17 protein-coding genes and 4 pseudogenes are annotated in these 22023 nt (G+C 58.2%); 9 read left to right on the top strand and 12 right to left on the bottom strand.

Features of this window, described 5'->3' with window-relative positions; genetic code table 11:
* Positions 1 to 74: 74 nt before the first annotated feature.
* The 4 genes and pseudogenes from ACV1FX_RS38475 to ACV1FX_RS38490 all read right to left on the bottom strand — a co-directional run bounded on the left by ACV1FX_RS38475 (position 75) and on the right by ACV1FX_RS38490 (position 3698).
* Positions 75 to 1449: pseudogene (locus ACV1FX_RS38475) on the bottom strand (IS30 family transposase).
* 79 nt (positions 1450 to 1528) lie between these two features.
* Positions 1529 to 1855: pseudogene (locus ACV1FX_RS38480) on the bottom strand (hypothetical protein); the annotation flags it as partial.
* A 538-nt stretch (positions 1856 to 2393) separates the two neighbouring features.
* Positions 2394 to 2903, bottom strand: coding sequence for a hypothetical protein (locus ACV1FX_RS38485; protein ID WP_473122718.1), 510 nt, complete (start codon positions 2901 to 2903; stop codon positions 2394 to 2396).
* 654 nt (positions 2904 to 3557) lie between these two features.
* Positions 3558 to 3698 carry a hypothetical protein gene (locus tag ACV1FX_RS38490; protein ID WP_473122719.1) on the bottom strand — a complete coding sequence of 47 codons (141 nt, stop codon included), beginning with the start codon at positions 3696 to 3698 and terminating at the stop codon, positions 3558 to 3560.
* Positions 3699 to 4455: 757 nt separating this feature from the next.
* Between ACV1FX_RS38490 and ACV1FX_RS38495 the strand changes: the two genes are divergently transcribed.
* Positions 4456 to 4797, top strand: a complete 342-nt coding sequence (locus ACV1FX_RS38495) for a hypothetical protein (RefSeq protein ID WP_473122720.1) — start codon at positions 4456 to 4458, stop codon at positions 4795 to 4797.
* A 287-nt stretch (positions 4798 to 5084) separates the two neighbouring features.
* A complete protein-coding gene (locus tag ACV1FX_RS38500; protein WP_473122721.1) occupies positions 5085 to 5336 on the top strand; it encodes a hypothetical protein in 252 nt (83 codons plus the stop codon).
* Between the two features lie 523 nt (positions 5337 to 5859).
* Here ACV1FX_RS38500 and ACV1FX_RS38505 read toward each other — a convergent pair.
* Positions 5860 to 6141 (bottom strand): hypothetical protein, encoded by a 282-nt coding sequence (locus ACV1FX_RS38505; RefSeq protein ID WP_473122732.1) that lies wholly within the window; start codon positions 6139 to 6141, stop codon positions 5860 to 5862.
* A 143-nt stretch (positions 6142 to 6284) separates the two neighbouring features.
* Complete coding sequence (locus tag ACV1FX_RS38510) at positions 6285 to 6443, bottom strand: hypothetical protein (protein WP_473122722.1); 159 nt, start codon at positions 6441 to 6443, stop codon at positions 6285 to 6287.
* 181 nt (positions 6444 to 6624) lie between these two features.
* Between ACV1FX_RS38510 and dapF the strand changes: the two genes are divergently transcribed.
* Positions 6625 to 7497, top strand: a complete 873-nt coding sequence (gene dapF, locus ACV1FX_RS38515) for a diaminopimelate epimerase (protein ID WP_473122733.1) — start codon at positions 6625 to 6627, stop codon at positions 7495 to 7497.
* Positions 7498 to 7579: 82 nt separating this feature from the next.
* On the opposite strand, the pseudogene ACV1FX_RS38520 reads toward dapF, so the two are convergent.
* A pseudogene (locus tag ACV1FX_RS38520) lies at positions 7580 to 7780 on the bottom strand (M20/M25/M40 family metallo-hydrolase); the annotation flags it as partial.
* Positions 7781 to 7840: 60 nt separating this feature from the next.
* Here ACV1FX_RS38520 and ACV1FX_RS38525 point away from each other — a divergent pair.
* Complete coding sequence (locus ACV1FX_RS38525) at positions 7841 to 8077, top strand: hypothetical protein (RefSeq protein WP_473122734.1); 237 nt, start codon at positions 7841 to 7843, stop codon at positions 8075 to 8077.
* Positions 8078 to 8617: 540 nt separating this feature from the next.
* The gene (locus ACV1FX_RS38530; protein ID WP_473122723.1) at positions 8618 to 9838 is read left to right on the top strand and encodes a GGDEF domain-containing protein; all 1221 of its coding nucleotides are present in this window, start codon (positions 8618 to 8620) and stop codon (positions 9836 to 9838) included.
* A gap of 646 nt (positions 9839 to 10484) precedes the next feature.
* On the opposite strand, the gene ACV1FX_RS38535 is transcribed toward ACV1FX_RS38530, so the two are convergent.
* Positions 10485 to 11393 carry a nucleotidyl transferase AbiEii/AbiGii toxin family protein gene (locus tag ACV1FX_RS38535; protein WP_473122724.1) on the bottom strand — a complete coding sequence of 303 codons (909 nt, stop codon included), beginning with the start codon at positions 11391 to 11393 and terminating at the stop codon, positions 10485 to 10487.
* Positions 11380 to 12219, bottom strand: coding sequence for a type IV toxin-antitoxin system AbiEi family antitoxin domain-containing protein (locus ACV1FX_RS38540; protein ID WP_473122735.1), 840 nt, complete (start codon positions 12217 to 12219; stop codon positions 11380 to 11382). The genes ACV1FX_RS38535 and ACV1FX_RS38540 overlap by 14 nt, the downstream gene beginning before the upstream one ends.
* Positions 12220 to 13045: 826 nt before the next feature.
* On the opposite strand from ACV1FX_RS38540, the gene ACV1FX_RS38545 reads away from it, so the two are divergent.
* The 4 genes from ACV1FX_RS38545 (at position 13046) to ACV1FX_RS38560 (ending at position 19629) form a co-directional block, all read left to right on the top strand.
* On the top strand, positions 13046 to 14002 hold the full coding sequence (locus ACV1FX_RS38545) for a hypothetical protein (protein ID WP_473122725.1): 957 nt from the start codon (positions 13046 to 13048) through the stop codon (positions 14000 to 14002).
* Positions 14003 to 14263: 261 nt separating this feature from the next.
* Positions 14264 to 14653, top strand: a complete 390-nt coding sequence (locus ACV1FX_RS38550) for a hypothetical protein (RefSeq protein WP_473122726.1) — start codon at positions 14264 to 14266, stop codon at positions 14651 to 14653.
* A 3-nt stretch (positions 14654 to 14656) separates the two neighbouring features.
* Positions 14657 to 16435 carry a tetratricopeptide repeat protein gene (locus tag ACV1FX_RS38555; RefSeq protein WP_473122727.1) on the top strand — a complete coding sequence of 593 codons (1779 nt, stop codon included), beginning with the start codon at positions 14657 to 14659 and terminating at the stop codon, positions 16433 to 16435.
* Positions 16436 to 16953: 518 nt separating this feature from the next.
* Positions 16954 to 19629 (top strand): Ulp1 family isopeptidase, encoded by a 2676-nt coding sequence (locus ACV1FX_RS38560; RefSeq protein WP_473122728.1) that lies wholly within the window; start codon positions 16954 to 16956, stop codon positions 19627 to 19629.
* Between the two features lie 164 nt (positions 19630 to 19793).
* Here the strand turns inward: ACV1FX_RS38560 and ACV1FX_RS38565 are convergent.
* The 3 genes and pseudogenes from ACV1FX_RS38565 to ACV1FX_RS38575 all read right to left on the bottom strand — a co-directional run.
* A pseudogene (locus tag ACV1FX_RS38565) lies at positions 19794 to 20515 on the bottom strand (serine acetyltransferase domain-containing protein); the annotation flags it as partial.
* 52 nt (positions 20516 to 20567) lie between these two features.
* Positions 20568 to 21107 carry a hypothetical protein gene (locus tag ACV1FX_RS38570; RefSeq protein WP_473122729.1) on the bottom strand — a complete coding sequence of 180 codons (540 nt, stop codon included), beginning with the start codon at positions 21105 to 21107 and terminating at the stop codon, positions 20568 to 20570.
* 393 nt (positions 21108 to 21500) lie between these two features.
* A partial coding sequence (locus tag ACV1FX_RS38575; protein ID WP_473122730.1) for a hypothetical protein occupies positions 21501 to 22023 on the bottom strand: 523 nt, incomplete at its 5' end.

Raw genomic sequence — 22023 nt, forward strand, 5'->3', positions numbered from 1 at the left:
GACATTCGCTTCAGGTTGCGATCTGAGCAGACAGGGCGAATTCAAGCGGTCGTCGCAACACCGATTGTGTTCACTCACGACAGCAACTCGTCAAGCGCCTCTGCCGGCGTTTTCCAACCCAGGGTTTTTCTCGGTCGGGCATTGAGGGCCGCGGCCACGGCGGCGAGCTCGTCGGCGCTGTGGACGCTCAGGTCGGTGCCTTTCGGGAAGTACTGACGCAGCAGCCCATTTGTGTTCTCGTTGGTGCCACGCTGCCACGGGCTTTGCGGATCGCAGAAGTAGACTTGGACACCCGCGTCGATCTTAAGACGATCGTGCTGAGCCATTTCGGCTCCCTGATCCCAGGTCAGCGAACGACGCAGCTCTTCGGGCAAGCTGATGATGGTGCGCGCAATCGCGTCGCGCACCGCTTCAGCTCCGTGTCCTGCAAGAGCAGGCCCATTCTTCATGCGCGGAGCTTCGCCATGCCCCGCAAGCCGGGGAAGATGCAGCAACATCGTGAAGCGTGTCGTACGCTCAACCAGCGTGCCAATTGCCGAGCTGCCAAGACCAAGGATGAGGTCTCCCTCCCAGTGACCCGGCACCGCGCGATCGGCCGCTTCGGCGGGGCGTTGACTGATCATGATCTCCGGCGAGACAAAGCTCTTGCCTCGCCTGCGTACGCGCGCCCTGGGGACCCGCAACACGCGCCCCGTTCGCAAGCAGGCCGACAGGTCGCGGCGTAGCGCTCCCCGACCCTGAACGAAGAGGGCTTGATAGATGGCTTCGTGGCTGATGCGCATCGTCTTGCCGTCCGGGAAGTCGATCGGCAAGCGTCGGGCAATCTGCTCCGGGCTCCAAGCCCTGGCCCATCGCCGATCCTTTCGCGGACCATGCCGGCGGCCCTTCCACAGAACGGCGGGACCAGGAACGGCAGCGCCACTCGGGGTCGTGACGACGCCGGCCAGTCGCTGCTCCACATAAGTGCGCAAGGTTGTGTTGAGCGCAATCTTGCTCGGTTTGCGTCGACGGGCCGATCGCTCGGCGTGCCATTGGGCTGTCGACGCACGATAGTCCAAGCCGCCACTGCGCGGCATTGCGTCGTAGCTCACGGGAGATGGTCGAGGCGGATCGGCCAAGTCGGCGTCCGATCTCGTGTCTCGAATGGCCCTGAACGCGAAGAAGTGCAATCTCCTCACGTTCCGCAAACGAGAGGTACCGCCCGGACGGCGGCTTGGTCGAAGATCTGAACATCGCTGGTGCCATGCCGCCCGCCTGTCGGAACAATCTGCTTCCGACAGGCTGCGACATACCAGCCGCCAATGCAGCATCCCCGCTGGTCATCCCCTGCGCGATCCCCAACCAGAATCGCTGGAGTGCAGATCGCCCCGCGACCGGCGGTCGTCCCGGTGACCGCAACGGCGCTCGTCCAGAACGGTGCGATCGCCGTTCCCTCGACGCCGCTCTCAGCCTGCGGCAACCAGGTCACCTTCGGCGCCGTCTCGTCGACCGTGATCGCTTGGGCTGCCTCCGGAGCCGGATTGTCGGCCGTGTCCCAGACGTCCGCCATCACCGTGTAGCTGCCGTCGCACAGTAGTCTTGCTTCGGTCGAGGTGACGCTCACTGACCAGGTGTTGTTTGTCAGCGTGGTGGTGAATGTATCGACGGCCTGGCCGGAGCTGTCGACGATCTTCACAGTTACCGGCTGGCCGTTCTCTGCGTCCGACACAGTGCCGGCGATAGCGAATCCGGCGCTCGCCGCATTGGCGTTAACGACGTTGTGACGGACGATTGTTTCGATTGCGATTGTTGGAGGAGTCTCGTCGACCCTGATCGTCCGGGAGGCATCCGCGGGATCACCGAACGTATTCGACACGTCCGCGCGTCAGCGTGTAGATGCCGTCGGCCAGCGACTTGGCCTGTGCTGGGCTGAGGTTAACAAACCAGCTGTTGTGGGCGACCGTGGTCGTGCCGCTGTAGACGACGTGGTTGGAGCTATCGACGATGGTGACCTTAACGACCTGCCCATTCTCCACACCCGAGGTTGTGCCTATGATCTCGACCCCGGCATCAGCTTTGCTGGCGTTGATGATGTCGCTTGTGGAAACGTCGATTTGTCCGGCGATGCTCGTGATCGCTAGCGTCGGCGGCGGATGTACGATTATGATCTCATTGACCGGATGACGATCGACGGAAATGGCGGGAAGTGAATTTAGCGGCGATAGGGCTTCGGTCGGGACACAATTGATCGGTTCCAGCGGCAGCGGCGTGGCGAAAGGAGGGGTACTAGAACCGGTTGCTTCGAACCCCTTTCTCTAGGTTAGCGAGCACGTCCTGCTGCGCCGCGCGCAACTCCTCCATTCGACTTGCGGAGTTTCCGACCTGGTTCACGCTGACCGAGGAGCCGATCTTGCTCAGCACGACCGTCTCTCCGGGATCCTCAACGATGAGGTGTCGGGGATCAGCTCTTTGGTTGTGAGCTCGAAAGTGCCGTGCTCAAGGTCCTTGTAAGTGATGCTGTCATTGTCCAGGAATGTGACGTTCGAGTCCGCGGCCTCGGCCTCCTTCATCATGGCGAAGGTCAATGCCGCGAGCGACAGCATTCCGAATCCACCAGTGTTGGTCCGGCCGCGGCTGCCAGCGGACGTGTCGTCCGTGAGAGACTCGGGGCGGAGCACCACGCGCGGCCCGCGGGATATGTTGAACTGGGTGCCGTCGATGAAACGAATTCCGACGTGCCCATCGACCGCAGTCTCGATCACGTCACCCTCGTAGACTGGATCGCCGACGGTGACTTGGACGGCAATGTCGCCAACGTCTCTCGCGCGCGTGAGGTTGCCGCAACCGATCATCGTCTGAACGTAGCCAATTACTTGGCGGGTGTCTTGGCGAGGCCCCTGCTCCGCACCGAACGCAACTAACATTGGCTCAACCTCGCCTGTCGCGCGACTCAGGCCCACCGGCGCGGCCCGCCAATTGATGCCTGGCCGGCCCACTCCGTTTTACTACTTTGTTCTATTTCTCAACGGAGGCTTGGTCCTCAAAACCCACAATCCGCATATTGTTTCCTGGCGAGCCGAAAGTGGGAACCCACTTCTACGAAGTCCACGTCAACGCACTGGTTGCCTCGACGATAGTCGCCACGCAGCCCCTCACATCGGAGGTATTCCAAGTTTATCCGCCAGCGTCTTTCTCGTGGGTTGTAGGTTGCAAAGTCGTGCTGGGCTTGAGGCGGTCCCTTGCAGATCTCTGCGATGTAATGGCGGACGTCGGCAGGCAAGACGTCGATATGCTCGTGATTCCAAGGAGGGTCTGAATTAAAGCCGCCACCTTTGGAAAGAGCCGGGGATGTGCTCAACGGCAAAATGCAAAGAACTATCAACAGGGGTCTGATTGCCATCTGACCCTCCAGCGCAAGTAGCGGGTGATCTTACGGCGATAACCTGACGTGGGCCTTACATGGCGCTGCTTCCGCGGGGGCCGTCACACCGGCCAGGCAGCAAGAATTTGCCAAATGACCAGGAGCACCACGATGACCAGCATCACGTAAATGGTCCCGCGGCCGATCCGGTTCATTCTTAAACCTCATATTCGAACGCCACGCCCTCGGGGTCGTTTTCCTCGAACCATTTCTCGGCCGCGTCCTGGTTGGCAAACACCTTGATGTGCTCTTTGTCGCCGACCTGCTTGCTTGTGTTGACGTAGATGAAGACTGTCATGGCTCACTCATAAGCTTCGGGCTTCTCGATGAAGCCTGCGCGGTATCGATCTACTTCGACCTCACTTCGGTGGATGCAAATCGCCTTGAAGCCAGCGGCCAAGGGCCTTGGAGTGCAGAGGATCTTCGTAAGCGGCAAGGATCGCAAGTACGTCGTTGCACACGGCGCACTGGAACCTGTGCAAGTCCACGCCCGGGCGCTCTGGCTCGATGCTCACGAGCATCATCGACGCCTTGCACCTCGGACAGGTGGGGCGCTCAATTGCAACCGGTGGGGTGGACGACGGGCGCCGAGATTCGGTCATTGCGCCTCCCTACGCGTAGGCGGGAGCACAACACTCTCAATCACCGGAACATGCCAAGGACGCGGAACGGTGATGGCGTCAGTATGCGCCACAGCGAGATCAAACACGAGTTAATTCGCACCGCAGCACAGGTCACATTGGGAGCGGAACCACCAGCGGCTGGCGACACACGCTCGCCGGCCAACGTAGCAGGATTAAGGGCCTAGACTGACGAAGTGTTCGCAACGCAACTGAAGGAAGACAGATGTCGAGACGCGCCAAAAGGATGCGCAAACGCACGAAGCAGCGGCAGGCGGCGCATGCCCGACGGCTGAGGCGGTAGCTTATCCACAAATTCGGCGGGCTGGCGTCTTAATGTCGCCCGTCGTCGCCGAAAGTCATGGCTGCTTTGCTTCTTGCGATTTTCGGCCGCGCAATCACTGCCGCACTGATTTTCGTGCAGGGAGTGTGCTAATGAAGTACCTGCACGACGGCCCGGTCGCGTACGTGGTCGTTTCGGATGCGGCTGTGCGCATCCACCAGGCGATCGAGGCCAGCAGACGTGCAGGCATGCCGAAGTCGGAATTCCGACCACACAACCGATCCTGGCGGTCGCAGATGAAGATTCCCCCGACTATCGAGCCGATCGCGCATATCTCGCCTTATCGCCGCATCGATCCGTCGCATCCTGGACGGAAGCGCGTCATCACGCTGGACGAATGGAAGGCAAGCGGGAGCACGCGCAAGCCAGATCCGACGATCTACAGCTATGACGCACAGAACCAGCGCTGGGTGCTGAAGGAGGGTGTGCGATGAGGACAAATGACACGCCCATGTCAGTGGGAGCGCCAGGTGGTGCATTCGCTCCTTCCATGCCGTCCAGTCCCGCTGGTGGGGCCAGGCTTCGTAATCGGCCTCTGTGCGTGCGCTGCGCGAAGTGATGGACCGGACTCCCGTTGCAGGTGACCGTGAGCCAGCCGGGCGGATCCATGGCCGGCGGGGTAACGACTGGCAAATATTCGATTGCCGTAACTGACAAACAGGAAGAGACTTTGAGGGTCGGACCCAACAAGCCCCCACGGCTATCACCGAAGGAGGAGGGAATGACCGCTCATAAAAATTACGGATGGAAGCCGCCCACTGCCGCCCAACGTGAGGCGCAAAGGGCCTTCAAGGAAACCGATGCCAAAGTAGCGATGCCCGAGTATGAACGCATCCAAGCGGCGTTTCATGCAAACCGCGAGAGGTTAAAGGCTGAACGACTTGCACGCGAGGCCGAAGCGGCGGCCCTGAAGCACAAAAACCTGATCACGGCCCACTCTCCGAATGTGCACGGCGGTCTGCGGCACCGCTGATACGAGCATTCAAAATTATCAATCGGAAAGGGCAGGCGCTTGCGAAGTGCAAGCCGGCTGAGTGGTTCGCTTTTCGCCCTCAACCCGATCTCGGCCAGCCGGCGGATGGTCGCAACTTCACCAGCTTGCGCTCATATACCTTGATCGGATCCTCGAAGGCGGCCCCCGGCCTCGTTCTGCCACCGTAGTCCCCCGCGTAAGGCTGTTGTGAGCTTATCGTGTGATTTTTTATTGTTGTTGAGTCCCCTCAGGGATTGGGAGTGAAATCTTGCATTTGAATTTGACAACTGTGCTTCGTGCACTCGCTTTAGCTTCAATCTTCATCACTTCTGCCGCCTTGGCAAAACAAGAGCTGCAATGACGTCCAATCAAAATGCTCGATTGAGGTAGGTGGCCGCTGCGATCCCGTCAGCGGCCACTGGGAGTATGGCCGAAATGGCGCTGGCGGAAACACGCAATCTTTCAATGCCTGCGTCTCCAAAGCGCTACAAAGCCAAAAGAAATAGCGAGATAGGAGGCCGCCTCAGTCGGCGGACTCTCTGTTCAAGAGCCGGACGTAGGTCCCGCTCTCCTGCAGCTCGAGCCAGCCGTGCTCGACCGCCATTCTGATCCCGGCGCCGAACTCCTCCCCGCTGGCCTTCAGCGTGTGGAGGAACGGCGCGTTGATCTTCTCCATATGGATGCGGCCGTCCTGGACGGGCTCGATGCCGACGGCGATCTCGACCAGCTTGCGTGCGGCGGCTTCCGGGTTAGCGAGGCGCGCACGATCTACGACAGCATATTCCCGCGGGCCATTGCAGCCGATAAACCCGACGCGCTGGCACAAGGGGACAGCGATTCCTAATTTTCAATCTCGTCCCGCATCAATTCGAACAGGTTCCGCACGTCGCTTAGCCCTATCTTCTTGTCGCCCGACCGGAAGTACGAATTAAAGATATGCAACTGGTGCTAAGCAATTTCGTCGCGCTTCCGTTCGGAGGTCGCCCGAAAGTAGGCCCGCACGTCCGCCAGAAACGCGCGTGCGATATGCGGTGGCACTTCGAGGGGCTTGCGGGCGATCATCATGGTCGAGCCCAGTGGTGATCGAATTCTGCCGACCAGGTTCATCAAAGATACCGCCCTTGATCTGATCACTGCGCTACAATTTCACCTAGATATCGCAGATTTCCCTCTCGCTTACCCACGCAAATGAGCATTTTACTTCGGAAGAACCTGCTAACTAGCATCAGCTGGAGAAAGCGCGGCCAATAGGGAGCTCTCCATGGCAGGTGGGAAAAAGGGTACTGCTATGAGCACGCTCGCCAATCGCGCATTTGCCAAGATGAACGGCATCGGCAACGAGATTGTTGTCGTCGACATGCGCGATTCCGCTGCCCCGCTGACGTCCGACGATGTGCGTCTGGTGGCGTCTGTGTGCGGCGTTCCCTACGACCAGCTGATGGTGCTTCACAAACCGCGGTTGGCGGGCACGGAAGCCTTCGTCCGCATCTACAACAATGACGGCTCTGAAGCCGGCGCTTGCGGCAACGGCATGCGTTGCGTGGTGCGGCGCATCTTCGAGGAGACCGGCCAGACCGCGGCGACGTTCGAGACGCGCGCCGGCCTCCTCTATTGCTGGCAGGGCCCGGCAACCGATCTCTACACCGTCGACATGGGTACGCCAAAATTTGGCTGGCAGGACATTCCGCTGGCGGAAGAGTTTCGCGACACCCGCCACATCGAATTGCAGATCGGACCGATCGACAATCCGATCCTGCATTCGCCGTCAGTGGTGAGCATGGGCAATCCGCATGCGATCTTCTGGGTTGACGACGTCAACGCCTATGATCTCTGCCACTTCGGACCCCTCCTGGAAAATCATCCGATCTTCCCACAGCGCGCCAACATCACGCTGGCCAATATCGTCAATCGCAACCACATCACGATCCGGACCTGGGAACGCGGCGCCGGCGTGACCAAGGCCTGCGGCTCGGGGGCCTGCGCCACCGCGGTTGCAGCGGCGCGCCTAAAAAGAGCTGAGCGCAAGGTCAAGATCACGCTGCCCGGCGGCAAGCTCGGCATCGAATGGCGCGAGCGCGACGATCACGTGCTGATGACGGGTACAGCGACCTTCGAATACGAGGGGGCCTTCGACCCAGCCCTGTTCGCGTCCATCGTATAAGGGCGGCGTTAGACCCTCACGTTTGCGTCCGCGTGTTTGACATTCTGCCGGCTCAGCTCACCCAAGCATCAAGCCTTCTTAGTCATTGGCTCAACTTCCTGGCGACATCGAGAAGTACGTTTGCGCCCGCGATCAACTCATCATCGGCTGTGAACTCCGCAGGATCATGACTGATTCCGCCCCTCGATGGTACGAAGATCATTGCCGCGGGGGCAACGCGTGCAATCATTTACGCGTCGTGACCCGCACCTGAGGTCATTCGCCGGCAAGCCAACTGCCGCTCAGCCGCGGACTGCTCAACGCGCAGGGGTTTTTCCTGGTCGATACCGGTGTTTCAAAGCGGCTGGCGGAGGATCGCGAAGCCCTAGGGGTCGGATGGGTCCTGAGACAATTTGCAAAAATCCAAAGGATGCAAGTCCGGCAAGACACATTGTCGGTCATCAAATCGGAGGGCGTTCCTCTCGAGGGCGTGTTCATGACCCATCGCCATCTCGATCATATCTCCGGGATGCCGGACGTTCCAAAGGACGTTCCAGTTTACACGGGCCATGGTGAGCCTGAGTATTCGAGCCCTCGATGAATATGCCTCGCACTGTTTCAACGGGAGCTTCTGACCGCCTGAGTTGGCCATCTGGAACATGACCCCTCCCCCTCGATCCTGTCCGGATTGGGTAAGAGCATCGATCCGACCTCGGGATTCTTCCAGAAAACTCACGTTCAAATCTGCGTTTGCATAGAGAGCGACAAACAATCCGGGCCTGCGAATTAGGCCACACTTTCATCCTCTCGAGTCGGAACGTATCGGTCTTATCGGGAAAGCCAGTTCCAGCTCCTTTGCGCGCAGACCAGTTTGATCTGCAACAAGAGCACAGTCGATGTGATGGGCCGAGATTTCATTGTCGAATTCCCCGGAATCGGCCCGGCGGGACGCGGCTGGGGCAGCTGACGCACTGGTCGATGTATACATAGGTGAAGCCGAGTGGTCGTCGGTTTTCAGCTTTCGGTCATTCCGTAAATTTACGGATGATGTCTGGCGGTCCACATGGCTGCGTTGCCGGCACCCATTCTTAACCTCTCCTGGACCACTATCGCGTGATTTTTCAATGAGCTTGACGCTGACATGGATCGTACCGATTTCGAGAGCGAGATTGCGCGCGCATCTTGTTGGTCTTTCCGGCCCGAGCTGGAGGGCATGTATGCGCTTCAACGCGGACGTTCGATGGCTCGTCACATGGCGCGCTCCTCCGCGGTCAGCGGCGTTTTGATGCTTACCGCGATCGGCTTTGACCGTTCACACAACGTCGAGGTTTTCGCCGCGGCATGGCATTGGCGTTGTCTCGTCGCACTCTTTTGTGTCGGCGTCGCGGCCTGTGGGTTGCGTTCTCGCGATGCCTTGCAGATCAGCTTCGCCTATGGCGCCGCGATCATATCGACTATGGCTGTCATCGAGTTCGCGGGAGCGTCAGCGCCGCCGGCGATGATGGAGAACTATATGCTCGCCGCGATCATGGTGTTTGCCATATGTCTCGCAGCCGTACCAATTTCATTTTTTGCCGGACTTGTTACCTGCTTTTCTGCTGCAGTCTTACACCCAACCCTGCCGTTACTTTTCGGAGCGAATTCGACTTCTTTCGTAAGCGATACGATCATCGCTACTGCGGCGTCACTGACCGTGTTGCTGGTGATCCGAAAGAACGAGATTGATCGGCGGCGACGGTTCCTGGAAACGCTCCGCTACGAATATGCGGCAATGGAATTGAGCGGGGTGAATCGAGAGCTTCTGCGCATCTCCAACACCGACGCTTTGACTGGGCTTCCAAACCGGCGGCATTTCGAGACCGATGCCGCACGGCTGTTCGCGGAGAAAGAATGTAGAAGCATCGGCGCGATCCTGATGGATGTCGACCACTTCAAGAAATACAACGACTCGGCCGGTCATATCGCCGGCGACGTCTGCCTTCGGATGGTCGCGCAGGCGCTCGCTCGCAAGGCCCATGAAGAAGGCATTTCGATTGTTAGATATGGTGGCGAGGAATTCGCTGCGATAATCCCCTCGATTTCAGCCGTCGAACTGGAGCGCCTTTGCGAGGACTTGAGGGCGGCAGTCTCCATTGTTGACCTGCCTCATCCCGGCTTGCCGGGACACAGCGTCAGTATCAGCGCAGGATTGGCTTGGCGGGATACGTTCGCTGACGATCCTCATCTATTGTTGGAAGAGGCGGATCGGGCGCTATATGACGCAAAGGCCGCCGGGCGCAATTGCGTTGCGTGGGCCGGGAGAGTGACGAGCAAGCCTCACCGAGCATCGTTCCAGATGAGGTCGTCTCGGACGCCATCCTAAACGCGCATCCGGGCCCGTGAAGGACGGCTTGCCGTGGGTTTAGCCATGTAGTCGTTTGTGAAGAACGTTTCTGAGCACCGTTTTACGCAAGGTGTTGTTGCGATAGGTGGCGACAGAGCATCCATAACAGGCCGCGTAAAAGTTCCGCGAGCCAGCGGCGGAGCAGGCTGAAGTTGTAGCAGGCGGCGCGAGCACGGCGTTGATGCGGTCGCCGTCGCGGCCCTTGAGATGGTTACGGCGCGTCCGGTGGCCGTCCTTGAGACGGCAAGTGCCCTGACGACAGCCTCGAGCGCCGCAATACGGTCTTCTGCGACACCTAACGCGTTGCCGCGCCGATAAGCTGCATCTTTGTCGGAGCATCTTGGGTTTTTTGCAATTAGCTGAAGGGCGGTTTTGGCGTGTTCAAGCTTTGGCTAATGACCAAGAAATTCGACCACGGCACAGTTCCTTCGATTGGTGAGTCGAATTCGGCCCGAAGGAACACGACGTCGCATATTTAGTTGGCCGAAGAACTCGCGGAAGAAAACTATGATGATATCGTCAAGGAGACGCCGATACTCTGAGGCGCACTCGATCTTCTTATCGCTCGCTATGCAACCATTTAGAGAGGGTGAGAAAATCTATATGCCAAGGGCTCTGTAGAAGCCTATTGTGCCAGCACCTTCTCAAGAGCCGCAATCTCGGCGTCGCGCTTTTCCTTCGTGAGCTTATCGAGATTGAGTTGCCGGAATTTTACCGCAGGCAGATTGGCGGCCTCGGGCAAGTCGATCGAGGTCCAGTCCGGCGTCCCGCGCACAAAGGAAACAAGAAACTTGCGGTGATTTTCCGGCATGTTGCCGACGATCTGCGTGATAAAGGTCTCACGGGCTGCGTTGAGTTCGTCGAGGGTGACTGGCTCTTCGGTCATGCCCTTGAAGCCGCGTTCATAATCCGAGGTCATGTCCCGGCGCCGCGCGGTCAGAATTTCATGCATCGGTCTTGAAGCGCTGACGAGATAGACAAGGAAGCAGCGCCGCAACGAATCGTCGATCCCCTCATTGGCGAGCAATTCCTTGGTGTCAAAGAAGTCGCGGGGATTCTGACGGTCAAGCGCGGCAACAAACTTTCCAGCGTAGAGATCCGCAAACGACAGAACCTGCATTTCCGCGAAGCCGAACGTGTCTTCGACGGGTTCGGTCACCGCTTTCGGTTCGGACTCGTATACACAACCGCGCAGGACGGGCGTGACTTCGATCTCGTTTGTGACGCCGTCGGCACGCACCAGCAAGTGGGTATTGGCTTCTTTACCGCCAACGGCCGTAGTTGAGCCGGGTATGCCCACTTTGATGCGAGTTTCGATGCGGGCCATCGCTGCATTGATTTCTTTCAGAGAGTCCGGATACGACTGGATCGGAAGATAAGTTAAATCGATATCCACGGAGAGGCGCGGCAAATCGCGAACAAAGAGGTTGATGGCGGTGCCCCCTTTTAAGGCGAAACACTTCTCATCCGCGACGAATGGCAGCAAACGCAAGAGAAGCGTCACTTGCCGGCGATAGATGTCAGCGTACGCCATCGAAATCCGCGGGCACGGTGATCTGGTAGATTTTATCGAGCTTGCCGCCCTTCACCAGCATGCGTTTTCCCTTGCCGAGATCGATCGTTTTCGTGTCGAGGCGCTTAAGCCAAGCGTGATTATGCTGATCGGCGAAGAAGAAAAACAGCCTTTTGACTTTGACACTGCGGCAATCGGCGAGGAGCTTTTGGAGACGGCGCGGGCTGAGATTGAACAGGCTTTGTATCAAGACATGAGCTTGATGAAAACTCTCGCGCGTTGGCAACTCGTCGAGAAGCTCGAGTACGGCGCGCTCCGGCGTCGATAAGGCTAAAGGCCAATTCCATTGTCCCCAGTTCTGGATCGTCCAACTGTCTGCCCCCCCGTCGGAATCCGGCTTTTTTTTCCCGCCCTCAAGCTGCGTGAGCCCCTTCATGGGCAACGCGCTGCGAAACAGCTTTCGGTCATTGTGATAGACGAAGCGCGTCTTGAGCCGCAACTTGTCGAGCCATGTCGGCGGCGGTTTGGGTCCGTAGAGATGAACCTCTGCCTGCTCGTGCGGCAGATAATGAGCATAGCCCTGCAGTTCGAGCGCAGTGCGACCGCCGATGAGCAGGGGATACTGCAACAAGGCTTGAAGCGAGATCACGACTTGCTGCCAGGACAATGAACCGCGCGGCCGGCAGTAAACACCACGGGTTGGCTGTGTAAGCCAGCCAGCGCTCACATAGTGGCTGAGGAGTTGTCGCGAATAGCCGCGTTTCTTAAACCACGCTGCATCGACGAGAACTCCTTCCGGAAGCTCATGCTCCAGCCGGTTTAACAGTCTTCGATTTTGACCAACCATATTTGACAATATAGCATGCTTTCAAACCCCGCGCCAGTTTAAAAAGATCGTTATAAGTCAAATACGAATAGACAAAAATCGACAATCGACAAACCACCCCGTGATGAAAAGACAGGACCAAACCGCCGTGCAACGACCGTAGTTATAGCTCCAAGAGCGGGAAGCGGCTGGGCTGCACGCCTCAACTTGACCTCTCATCCTCGACGCCCCCCGGCACTGAGGAGGAATATGATGCACGAGGGCGACAAAGATAGTTTGGAAGCGACTCGACAACGGGTCAGATCGGTTCGCCTGTCCGAGCGGATCTCGACCAGAAAGCACAGACAGTTTCCATGAGCGATGACTTTGACGATCCTAACGACGTACCACCGTATCGCGAACGCGCCGATATCGGAATGAACGAGCTTGTGGGTGCCTTCGACTCCTTTTCAACTGATGCATGACCCGTATCTGAGCATGCAAACTTACAATTTGGCGCTCGTCGGACGAAGAAGACAAGACGGAGTGTGCTCACCCTGATCGCCGCCGCCCAGCTTTGGTAGGTCGACAATTCTACAGTCTGTGTGAATGTGGGCCTGTTGATGAATGGAGCCAGCGCAGCTGGCGCTGGGCGTCTTCTCTGGTCTTGTCATGGGTCCGGGCCGCGCCAGGGCTGGATCGGGCGATTTGTCAATCGGCGGGTCAGCGGCAACCAGAGTGGGCATGCCAACCAAGCACAACGACGGTCCCAACCCGAATGCCTTCGGGCTTTCGATATTGACCTCTCAAATCCGCTTGATGACGCAGCGCTAGGGCGCCTACAGCCAAACGATTAGGGAATTCAACGATGCCAAATGCCAACATGCGACTGAGCGTTCCAGAAGCTTTTTCTTCTCCTCTGACCAAGTCGAGTTATCTGCGCCTCGGCTCTTATTCGGACGAAGAGGCAAAACTTGTCACTGGTCTCACGGCGACGGTCAACGATGATCCGGCAGTGCCCCGCGAGCATGAAAGCGACAACGCTGGCATACTTGCCTTCACCAACAAGGACTTGCAGACAAATGTCGAAGGCGCGGCACTGTTGAAAATCGGGTGCGGCCAAACGATGGAGATCACGAACGGCAACGTCCAGCACAAGGTGCCAAAAGGCATCTATGAGATCTCCGCCGAGAATGGCGTGTCAATCACTGCTGGCAGCGCTGCGACGTCCGCAGACATCACCCTGACGGCTTCGAACCGGGTCAAACTGGTCAATAAGGGTGACAAAGTAGAAACGACCACTGGCAACACCGAAAAGCGGATTATGGGCAATACCGAGGAATTCTTCGACGGAACAAAACTCACTTGTATGCGCGGCGCGGCTACCCAGCTGACGATGGCCAGGAAAGTATCAATCTTCTTTGGAGAAGCGTTCACCTATAAGATTTCAAGAGAATGTGCATTTAATCTGAGCGATAGGCAATCTGTCACGGTTGGCAACAACCTCAACATTGTCCAAGGCGACGACGTCAAGCAAGTGATCGGCAAGTCGATTAAGTGTGTATTTGGACCCGACTTCAAGTCGGCCGATAGTAGTCAAACAATTCTCAAAACAAGCAATTTCAAATACGTACCCGTTGAGGACCTGAAGGTGGTCGGCCGCGACACCAAGATCTGCAAGACCAGCGTGTCCGTTACAGAAGAAGATGTGAGGCAGGGCAAGTCAAGCACGGCGCAGCACGAGCTTGTCACCCGAGCAGCAGAGACCATGTCCAGCACCGGTAAGAAGGAAGTCATACAAAAGGACCAGATCATCTTCCTGTAGCTGACCAGAGAGCAAGAATGACGATGACGATCCGCGCCACAAAGGCCCACATTTTGTCGACGGCAGAGCGCTTGCTAGAATTCGAACATAACACGGCCCGTGTCGTGTCAGTCAGCGCATTGCGGAATTCGCTAGCACTCGCCACAGCTGACGGTAGCTGTCGGATATCCCTCGCCCGACCTTAGCCACAGGACATGTTTTGCTCCCGACCCACGTGGATCAAGCTTTTTGTCGTGACCGTGCTCGAGCGAGCGGCTTGCAGTGGTCGGCCTACTTGGAGGTCACAACATTTCGATTGAAGCCAAGACCATCACTCTTGCGGCGCGTCAGCGCGCCTCCTTTCGCGCCGATAGTGTCGATCTGCTGCCCAAATTGTTTTCGGTACTCGCGAACAAAGGCACCTGGATCAGTAAACTCGACACGTTAATCGCGGATCATGTCCAATCCTCGGCGCGGCCCCAGGAAGCGAGCACCGGGTCGCCCACCGCAAACGTAGTTGACCGTGCCACGGTGATTGAGCGCATCGACGTTTTGCAGACCGAAACGCGAGCCATTAGGGTTACTGGCATTGCTTCTGAAATAGCCCTTATCAAAGTCGGCGCGGTGAGCGAGGATCTCCGTCTCGACGGCAAACGCGTCACGGTTGCATAACCGATGCCGTCCGCTGGCATGTCCGCTCCGAGCAGGCAAGACCGGGTTCAAACGGCCCAGGAGTTTATTGCCGCCGGCCGTATCGAGGAGGCGGAAGCGCTACTAGAGGAGATCCCTGCCACAAGCGATCCGGATACGCTCAATGCAAGGGCCACATTGGCGCTTGCGCGGCGACAGACCGAGTTTGCGTTCGATATGCTGGCAGAAGCGGCGACCATTTACCCCGAACATGCGAGCCTCATCACCAACCTCGGCATCGCCCACCAATTGCTCGGCCGCGCTGAGGAGGCGATGATCTGCCTCGAACGCGCGGTTGCTCTCGCCCCACGCAACGGTGCGATTAAGCTAGCGCTCGCTCGAGCCCTGTTGAGCCGCGGCAACGTTACGGATGCCCGCGCGATGACGGAGACGGTTGTCGACAACGAGCCAGGCAATACGCGCGCTCTCCTTCAATTCGGAGCCATCGAGTTCGCCTTGGGCCACAGCTCGTCGGCTGAGACTGTCCTGCTTCGTGCGCTCGAGATTGCTCCAGACGATCCCGATGCGCTGGGCCATTTGTCGGCACTTATGCTCGAACGAAGCCGATTCGACGAGGCGCTCAACCTTGCCGAACGCGCGCATCTGCGCGCCCCACTCGATACAGACGGCCTCTTGCATCTGGCTTATTGCCGCGCCGCAACAGGGCGCTGGTCGCAAGCGGAGACGACCTGCGAGAAGTTACTGGCCTATGCGCCGGCTCATGTTGGTGCCCGCGAAATCTTGGCCCGCGTTACGATTGCCAAGGGTGAAACGGACCGAGGCATTGCGCAACTGACGGAATTCGTTCGCGCTCAAAAATCGGACCACTCCGCCGCGATTGCTCTGGTGCGTGTCCTGCAACTCGTTGGCCGGTTCAATGAAGCCCTCAAGCTTGTCGACCGCGTCGCGCAGGCGCAGCCAGAGAATGAAGCAGCGAAGTCTTTACAGAAAACGCTCGAACTGACGCTCGGTCGCTTCCCGTCACCCGACCCGACCGCCTTGGAGCCTGTGACGCGGATACTCGTCCCCCCGACGACCGGCGCACTCGAGTTCGTGGCGCTCGTTCGCCTCTTGCGCCGGCTGACGAGCCAGCAAGATGTGCATGTGGTCGCGGAGCCACGTTATCAGGCTCTTCTTGCCCACCTCGCTGAGCCGGTGATTGTGGACGAGCCGAGACCTGGACTCTCAGCTACGCCGTTGCAATCGCTATTGCGCATTCTGTCGATCGACGCCTGCACCATTGCAGATGGCGTTCCGTACCTGCGTCCCGATGCCGAGCTATTCGCCAAGTGGCGCGATGCTTTGGCCGTGTTCGCAAGGCCGTGGGTAGGAATCTTATGGGAGAGCGGCGCTCTTGGCCTATCGATGGATGAGGTCGCCGTTGTGATTCCACACTCGGTCACGCCGATCAGTTTGATGAGTGGAGCGCAACGCCACGACATGAAGCGATGGCGTCAGCCGATCGATGCCGGTGTGCATATCGAGCGCCCTGCGGAATTGATCGCAGCGATCGCCAATCTCGACGCCGTGGTAGGGCCCGACAGCTTCGCCGTCCATATCGCCGGAGCACTCGGAGTTCCTGGCGTGGTTTTCGTGCCATGCGGTTATCCCTGGTATTGGGCCCAGGCTGGCGGAAAGCCACTGTGGTACCCGTCGTTCGAAGTCGTCGCGCAGGAACGGTTCGGCCATTGGTCTGAGGCGATCGAGCAAGGCGGGCGTAAACTGGAGGCACTGCTGCGCGCGTCAACGAGCGAATTGGGGTAGCGTGCTCCCTCGATCACATCTGGAAGGCTGCGGCCATTTAAAGACAAAGCGAGATGGCCCGTTTTTTGGGCCCCTCAGTTAAGTTGGAAGGCGACCGCTCCGTCAACCGCCAATAGAAACGCCCGGCATTTTGCGCGGCGTTTCTATTTGGCGGGTACTATGCTGGATAGTAACTGGGAAGTGATCAATGGGGCCCCGGCCATCACATAGAGCAGCTAACAGCTAGATGGAGCGGATGATGACGAAGAAGACAAGGAAGAAGACGAGACGGAGTGTGCTCACCCTGATCGCCGCCGCCCAGCTTTGGTAGGTCCGCAGTTCTACGGTCTGTGTGAATGTGGGCCTGTCGGTGAATGGAGCCACTCCAGCGCAGCTGGCTGACGCGCCGGCCAGGGATCAAAGTCGTCGCCCGCGATCGTGCGGGACTGTCGCCCTATCCCGATCAATTCAACCCCTCCCGCTTTTGGCGCTGAAGTGGAGAACTTGCTACGATCTAACTTCGGACGCGGGAGATTGGCGTGGACCCAGATAATTTCGATCCATTCGATCCAGGTTGGCTGCAGGCGCACGACGCCATGTTGCAACATCAGGCAGAGCCGGCCGCGCCAGGAGAGGTAGACCAGGTCGCGCACGAGGACTTTGAGCAGCACTTGACCGAAGAGCGCCAAGGCGGTGCTGCTCCCGTCGCAGGGGGCCCACCGCGTTCAAACCCCAACTATCCTCATCTGTCCGATAACGACGAGAACCTCATCAGCTCGGCTCTCGAGGCCGAGGTTGGGCACAGGAAGCTGACAGAAGGAACAAAATACGTTTACGCTAACGCTCTTCGTAGATTGGGGAATCACCTCGGCGAGCGGGGCCAAACGATTGGTGCATTCGATCATGATTCCCTGCTCGCTCACGCCAAAGCGTCTTTTAGGGATGTCCAGAATGTTGCTTCCGCGTTGACGGTCCTTCGGAGGTATCGCGAGCCTGACACCCCACATAACAAACGTCGACGAATTGATTTTCCTGTGGGGGCTGCTTCCGTCGCTGGAGTCCCTGCTCGTCCAGCCCCTAACCATCCTCATCTGTCCGACAACGACCGAAACCTCATCAGCTCGGCTGTCGAGAATGCGTGCGAGCGTCTAACAGAAGGAACAGCACGTACTTACGCTAACGCTCTTCGTCTATTGGGCAATCATCTCGGGGAGCGAGGGCAAACTATTGATGCACTCGATCACAATTCCTTGGTCGCCTACGCAAAAGAGTTTTTTCGGGATAACCGGTATGTGGTTCCCGGGTTGACGGTCCTTCGGAGGTATCGCGAGCCTGACACGCCATATGGTCCAGTTGTCTCTGTGGAAGACGAGATTCTCATCGACCGGGCCATCCAGGCAGCTGCTGGGCGCCGAAAGTGGACCAGGGATACTGCCCGGCGGTATTATCGGGTTTTGCGCAACTTGGCGAAATCTCTCGGGCCAGGTCAAACGATCACTGCACTCGATCACGAATCCCTGATCGCTCACGCCAACAGGTCAACTGAGCTGAGAGCCGCCTTGCAAGCGCTTCGTGAGTATCGCGGCTCAAACACATTAGCTGATCGCGGGCCTCCACATCACAGTTCCACTGCAGAAGGCGAACATATCATCGATGATGCAGCTCGTTCCAACCAGCGAACAGAGACTACGCCGCCTATTGGCCTGATACGTGAGTCCGGCAACAGTAGCCTCGGGGACGGTGTTTCGGGCGCGGTCGGCTCCTGGCAGATGGGGGAACAGGCAGCCCATTCGCCATTGCAAGCTTTCGATCCGGAGGAACTCTGGCAGGAAGCGGACCAAGCTGGCCAGCTGCCCGCCGACAGTTGGGACCTCGCGAACTTTTGGGAAGGCATGCCGTCTTCCTTAAGCCTGTCGCAACAATCATCCGCTCTGGCAGCCGCCGTACCGGCTTGGCCGCCGCCGCGTGATTTCGGATATCTCCTTCCCCTGCAGTTTGATCCCTCGCAATTCAATGGCCCGCAACCGGCCCCCGGCGTCCTGATCGAAGCACTGGACAGAGCAGGGCTCCTACCGAGGCCGTCGCAGTGGCCGACGAATTTGTCTATTAACACTCAGCCTTACACGGCATCGTTCGATAGCCGAGCGTGGGAGCCTGCCGTAAACAATCCGCTAGGCAGACAAGTTATTATTCAGCCGGTCCACGATCCTGGCGGATCCTCGGCCGGTGGAGCATCTCGTCAGCCGCTCACCGATATCGGGCCTCTCGTGCCCCCCGGAGGATGCGAGCACCGCGAAAGCTGGCTCCCAAACTATGCCGAGCCGCAAGTGGCAAGTTGCGATCAGTCGCAGCTTTGGCGCAAGGCGAACCAGATCGCGGCACAGGTACCTGCCGGCTGGAGCTCCGCGTGGCCATTGCCGTCCGCGCAGTCGGACCGCAATTTCCCTGAGTCGGCAGCTCTGCCCTCACGAGCTATGTTGTCAGATCTCTTCCCCGGCGCTGGTTATCCGATGCCATTCACCCCGCAGCAACTGCGAGATCATGCTCATTTTGCGCCGGCGTTTCCGAGTACATCCTCCGCTGATCAGATCGGGGCGTTGGAAACCCCATCTTCCGACCCCAGCGGGCGGGTGCTCGGCGCTAGGGAGTGGCTGGGTGACCAACATATCCACCGGGACTACGAACTGCTGATGCAGGACTTGCAGCGGAACAATCCGGACCTCGCTGCCCGGACGCGGCTCGTCGATCCCCTCATCGCCCACTATCAACTGCGCCTGGGGTCTGCGAACGTGATGCTCGCCGCCTTCCAGCGCATTGTAAATGTGGATGGTAACGATACAGCCGACTTCCTGTTCATGCCCGTGAGCGACGCCAGTGCTTCGGATCCTGCTCTCCGCGGCACCCACTGGTCGCTGCTGCTCGTTGACCGTCGCGAGCGGGCAAGTCCAGTTGCCTATCACCACGACTCTCACCGGGGACAAAACGACGAGCTTGCAGCAATACTCGCACTACGGCTGCGTGCGCGTCTGGAGCCCGTCCGCATGACCCAGCAGGAGAACGAATTTGATTGCGGCGTCTTCGTGGTGGACGGCACCCGGGCCCTGGTCGCAAGATTGGTGCAGACGAACGGGCAACACATAGCACATCTCGACGACGTCGTCCCCGATCGGCGGGCTTTACAAATCCGTCTCAGGAATTATCCCGGCCCGGGTTGATGGGCAGCCGGATCGGCTCTCGCCACGGTCGCGATGCGGCGCGGCGGGGCGCGCCGTTGGGGCCGAACGTCATCACCAACCAGGCCATCTGCTTTCTTCAGCAAGGCGGCCTCAAGCGAGGCACTGGCCCAAACTCCGGCGGTGACGAAATGATGCAGCTGTTCGCCGCTACGGCCGCAGCCATCAATCACCTCACTGGTCACGACCGACCCGGCGCCGATCTTGGCGAAATCACCGATGCGGATGTCGCCGAGAATGGTCGCGCCCGCGCCGATGAAAACGCCGCGGCCGATCCGCGGCGAGCGCGTAGGAAGCTCCGGCTGCCTGCCAATGCTGACATTCTGGAGAATGGTGACGTCGTCGCCAAGCACAACGTTTTTGCACCAATCACGATCCCCGTGGCGTGGTCGAGGTATACGGAGGCCCCGATCCGTGCCGACGGATGAATGCTGACCTGCAAGGCATTGGAGGCTTCGTTTTGGAAGAGCAACGCTGGATCGACGTGGTCGTGCTGCCAGAACCAATGCGATACGCGCCAGGCCTGCAGCGCGAGGTAGCCCTTGACGTGGAGAAACGGCGACATCAAGCCGACGATGGCCGGATCGCGAACCACAATCGCTCGCAGGTCGCGCCTCGCCGCCTCGACCAAGTCCGGCTCGCCTCGAAAGGCGTCGTTGGCGAGTTGCGCAAAACGCGCGTGCGTCGCTATGTTGCCGCCGAGCCGACGTCCGATCAGATCCGACAAGGCGCCTGCGAAATCGTGATGAGCCAGGATGGATTCGGAAAGCGCCGCGCCAAATACCGGATCGGCGTCGATCGAGCGTTGCGCCTCGTGGCCTATTTCCTGCCATAGGCTGTCGCTCCCGACCATCGCAGTTCTTGCCATTCCAATCTCCGGTGTCGGCGCTCGGCCGCCAAGGCCAACGCCAAAGCCGAGGTCATCCTCGCCAATCCCCATCGCATTCCTCTTCGCTGCTGCGCTCTATTTTTTTGTACATGGACATCGTTCGAGGGAATTGATTGGAAGAGAAGAAAGCGCCGTCGGTGGACCAATAACCCGGCTTGCTCTGTCCAAGTAAGAAAATCCGCGCATGCTTCCCGAGAGGGCAGGTAAGACTCGACCTTACGATCGGCCCTATAATCGCCCAGTGATCGATCAATTCAGCTGTCGACTCGTAATAGTTCATGAGAATTATCAATGACGTTCTGAAGTCATCATTTTTCTTCAGCTCAACTTTATAGTCCCTACCTCCATTGCTGTTCCTTGCTAGGACGCTTTCTGCACTGATTATCCCAGGGTCTCTGGAAAGTAAGGTGGCTCGCTCGTACGATCGAATATACATCTGATCGGCAACATTCACTGCCGTGAATAAACAGCCCAGCGCGGTAAAGATGAAAGCGTAACGCCGAAGACTGCCTCTAACTTGAGAGACAATGGCATGTTGCGTTGCGGTATTAATGGGTTGTTCCTGGGTCACGAAAATATCATCCTATATTTACCGCGTCCCGCGGTGCTAGGTGGATATACTCAACTAGAAATAACGCGCCGCGCATTTTGTTAGGAGGATACATGTCTCGGCAAATGCCCCTGTGTTAAGTGTAGCCCTATCACAGACGTGGTGCAGCAATTTGGACCAAGGCGTTAGGGGTCTTAATCGACGCCCGCTGTGGTATGGTAGCAAATTGCGATCGACGTGCAGGTCCGGGATATGTCCCGGACCTTTTTGTTGCGTCCGCCCAGTGCGGGGTGTTCGCGACGATTTCACTGGCGGCAAGACTGATTGAGCCCTGCGCTCCAATAAGAGCCCTTTGAGCCGGCGGCGGCCCGAATGCCCGCTTCGATCAGTCATTTCCTGGGTTGTCCTTCAGGACTAGCGCGCGCTGCTCTCTGGGAGTTGGCAGGCCGCCAACACCTGCTTTTTCAAGTCCTGAAGCACCACTGGCCTATTATTTTGTTCGACGATACGAAAAAGTGCGTCAGTGTAGTTGTATTCACACTCCTGAAGCGCGCTCCAAATGTGCTCGTACTCCTTACCGCCTCCCGACTTCGGACAATGAGACAACACCTCTATTGCCGACCTCCTTTTGGACTCATCAGAGGAAACGGCACTGTCGCAGGCGCTTGTTATGCAATCGTCCTGAGCAACAAGCCAGCCTCTCAATGGTCCTTCGAAGAGGCTTTCAAAATCAGTATACTCTGTCGTATGAAAGATCTCGCGAACACGGAACAAGTTGCTTTGGACCATTGAATTGTAGCGCACGTAAATAGTCCTCCGTGAAGAATGCGGATTGACCTGAAAAATAAGCAAAAATGGTCTTGAGAAAGTATTCGATTTTGCAGGAAAGCGGTGTGTGGGACCTCGCTTTCCTGCGTTTTGGGATTTCGTTTTTGAG

This window comes from Bradyrhizobium ingae (assembly GCF_055791185.1).

What these genes read in the sequence shown, in the direction of transcription:
- ACV1FX_RS38535 (WP_473122724.1), bottom strand. Translation starts at nt 11,393, where the DNA reads ATGGCGTACGCTGACATCTATCGCCGGCAAGTGACGCTTCTCTTGCGT.
- ACV1FX_RS38555 (WP_473122727.1), top strand. Translation starts at nt 14,657, where the DNA reads ATGCCGTCCGCTGGCATGTCCGCTCCGAGCAGGCAAGACCGGGTTCAA.
- ACV1FX_RS38530 (WP_473122723.1), top strand. Translation starts at nt 8,618, where the DNA reads ATGGATCGTACCGATTTCGAGAGCGAGATTGCGCGCGCATCTTGTTGG.
- ACV1FX_RS38500 (WP_473122721.1), top strand. Translation starts at nt 5,085, where the DNA reads ATGACCGCTCATAAAAATTACGGATGGAAGCCGCCCACTGCCGCCCAA.
- ACV1FX_RS38495 (WP_473122720.1), top strand. Translation starts at nt 4,456, where the DNA reads ATGAAGTACCTGCACGACGGCCCGGTCGCGTACGTGGTCGTTTCGGAT.
- ACV1FX_RS38485 (WP_473122718.1), bottom strand. Translation starts at nt 2,903, where the DNA reads ATGTTAGTTGCGTTCGGTGCGGAGCAGGGGCCTCGCCAAGACACCCGC.
- ACV1FX_RS38545 (WP_473122725.1), top strand. Translation starts at nt 13,046, where the DNA reads ATGCCAAATGCCAACATGCGACTGAGCGTTCCAGAAGCTTTTTCTTCT.
- ACV1FX_RS38490 (WP_473122719.1), bottom strand. Translation starts at nt 3,698, where the DNA reads ATGACAGTCTTCATCTACGTCAACACAAGCAAGCAGGTCGGCGACAAA.
- dapF (WP_473122733.1), top strand. Translation starts at nt 6,625, where the DNA reads ATGAGCACGCTCGCCAATCGCGCATTTGCCAAGATGAACGGCATCGGC.
- ACV1FX_RS38510 (WP_473122722.1), bottom strand. Translation starts at nt 6,443, where the DNA reads ATGAACCTGGTCGGCAGAATTCGATCACCACTGGGCTCGACCATGATG.
- ACV1FX_RS38540 (WP_473122735.1), bottom strand. Translation starts at nt 12,219, where the DNA reads ATGGTTGGTCAAAATCGAAGACTGTTAAACCGGCTGGAGCATGAGCTT.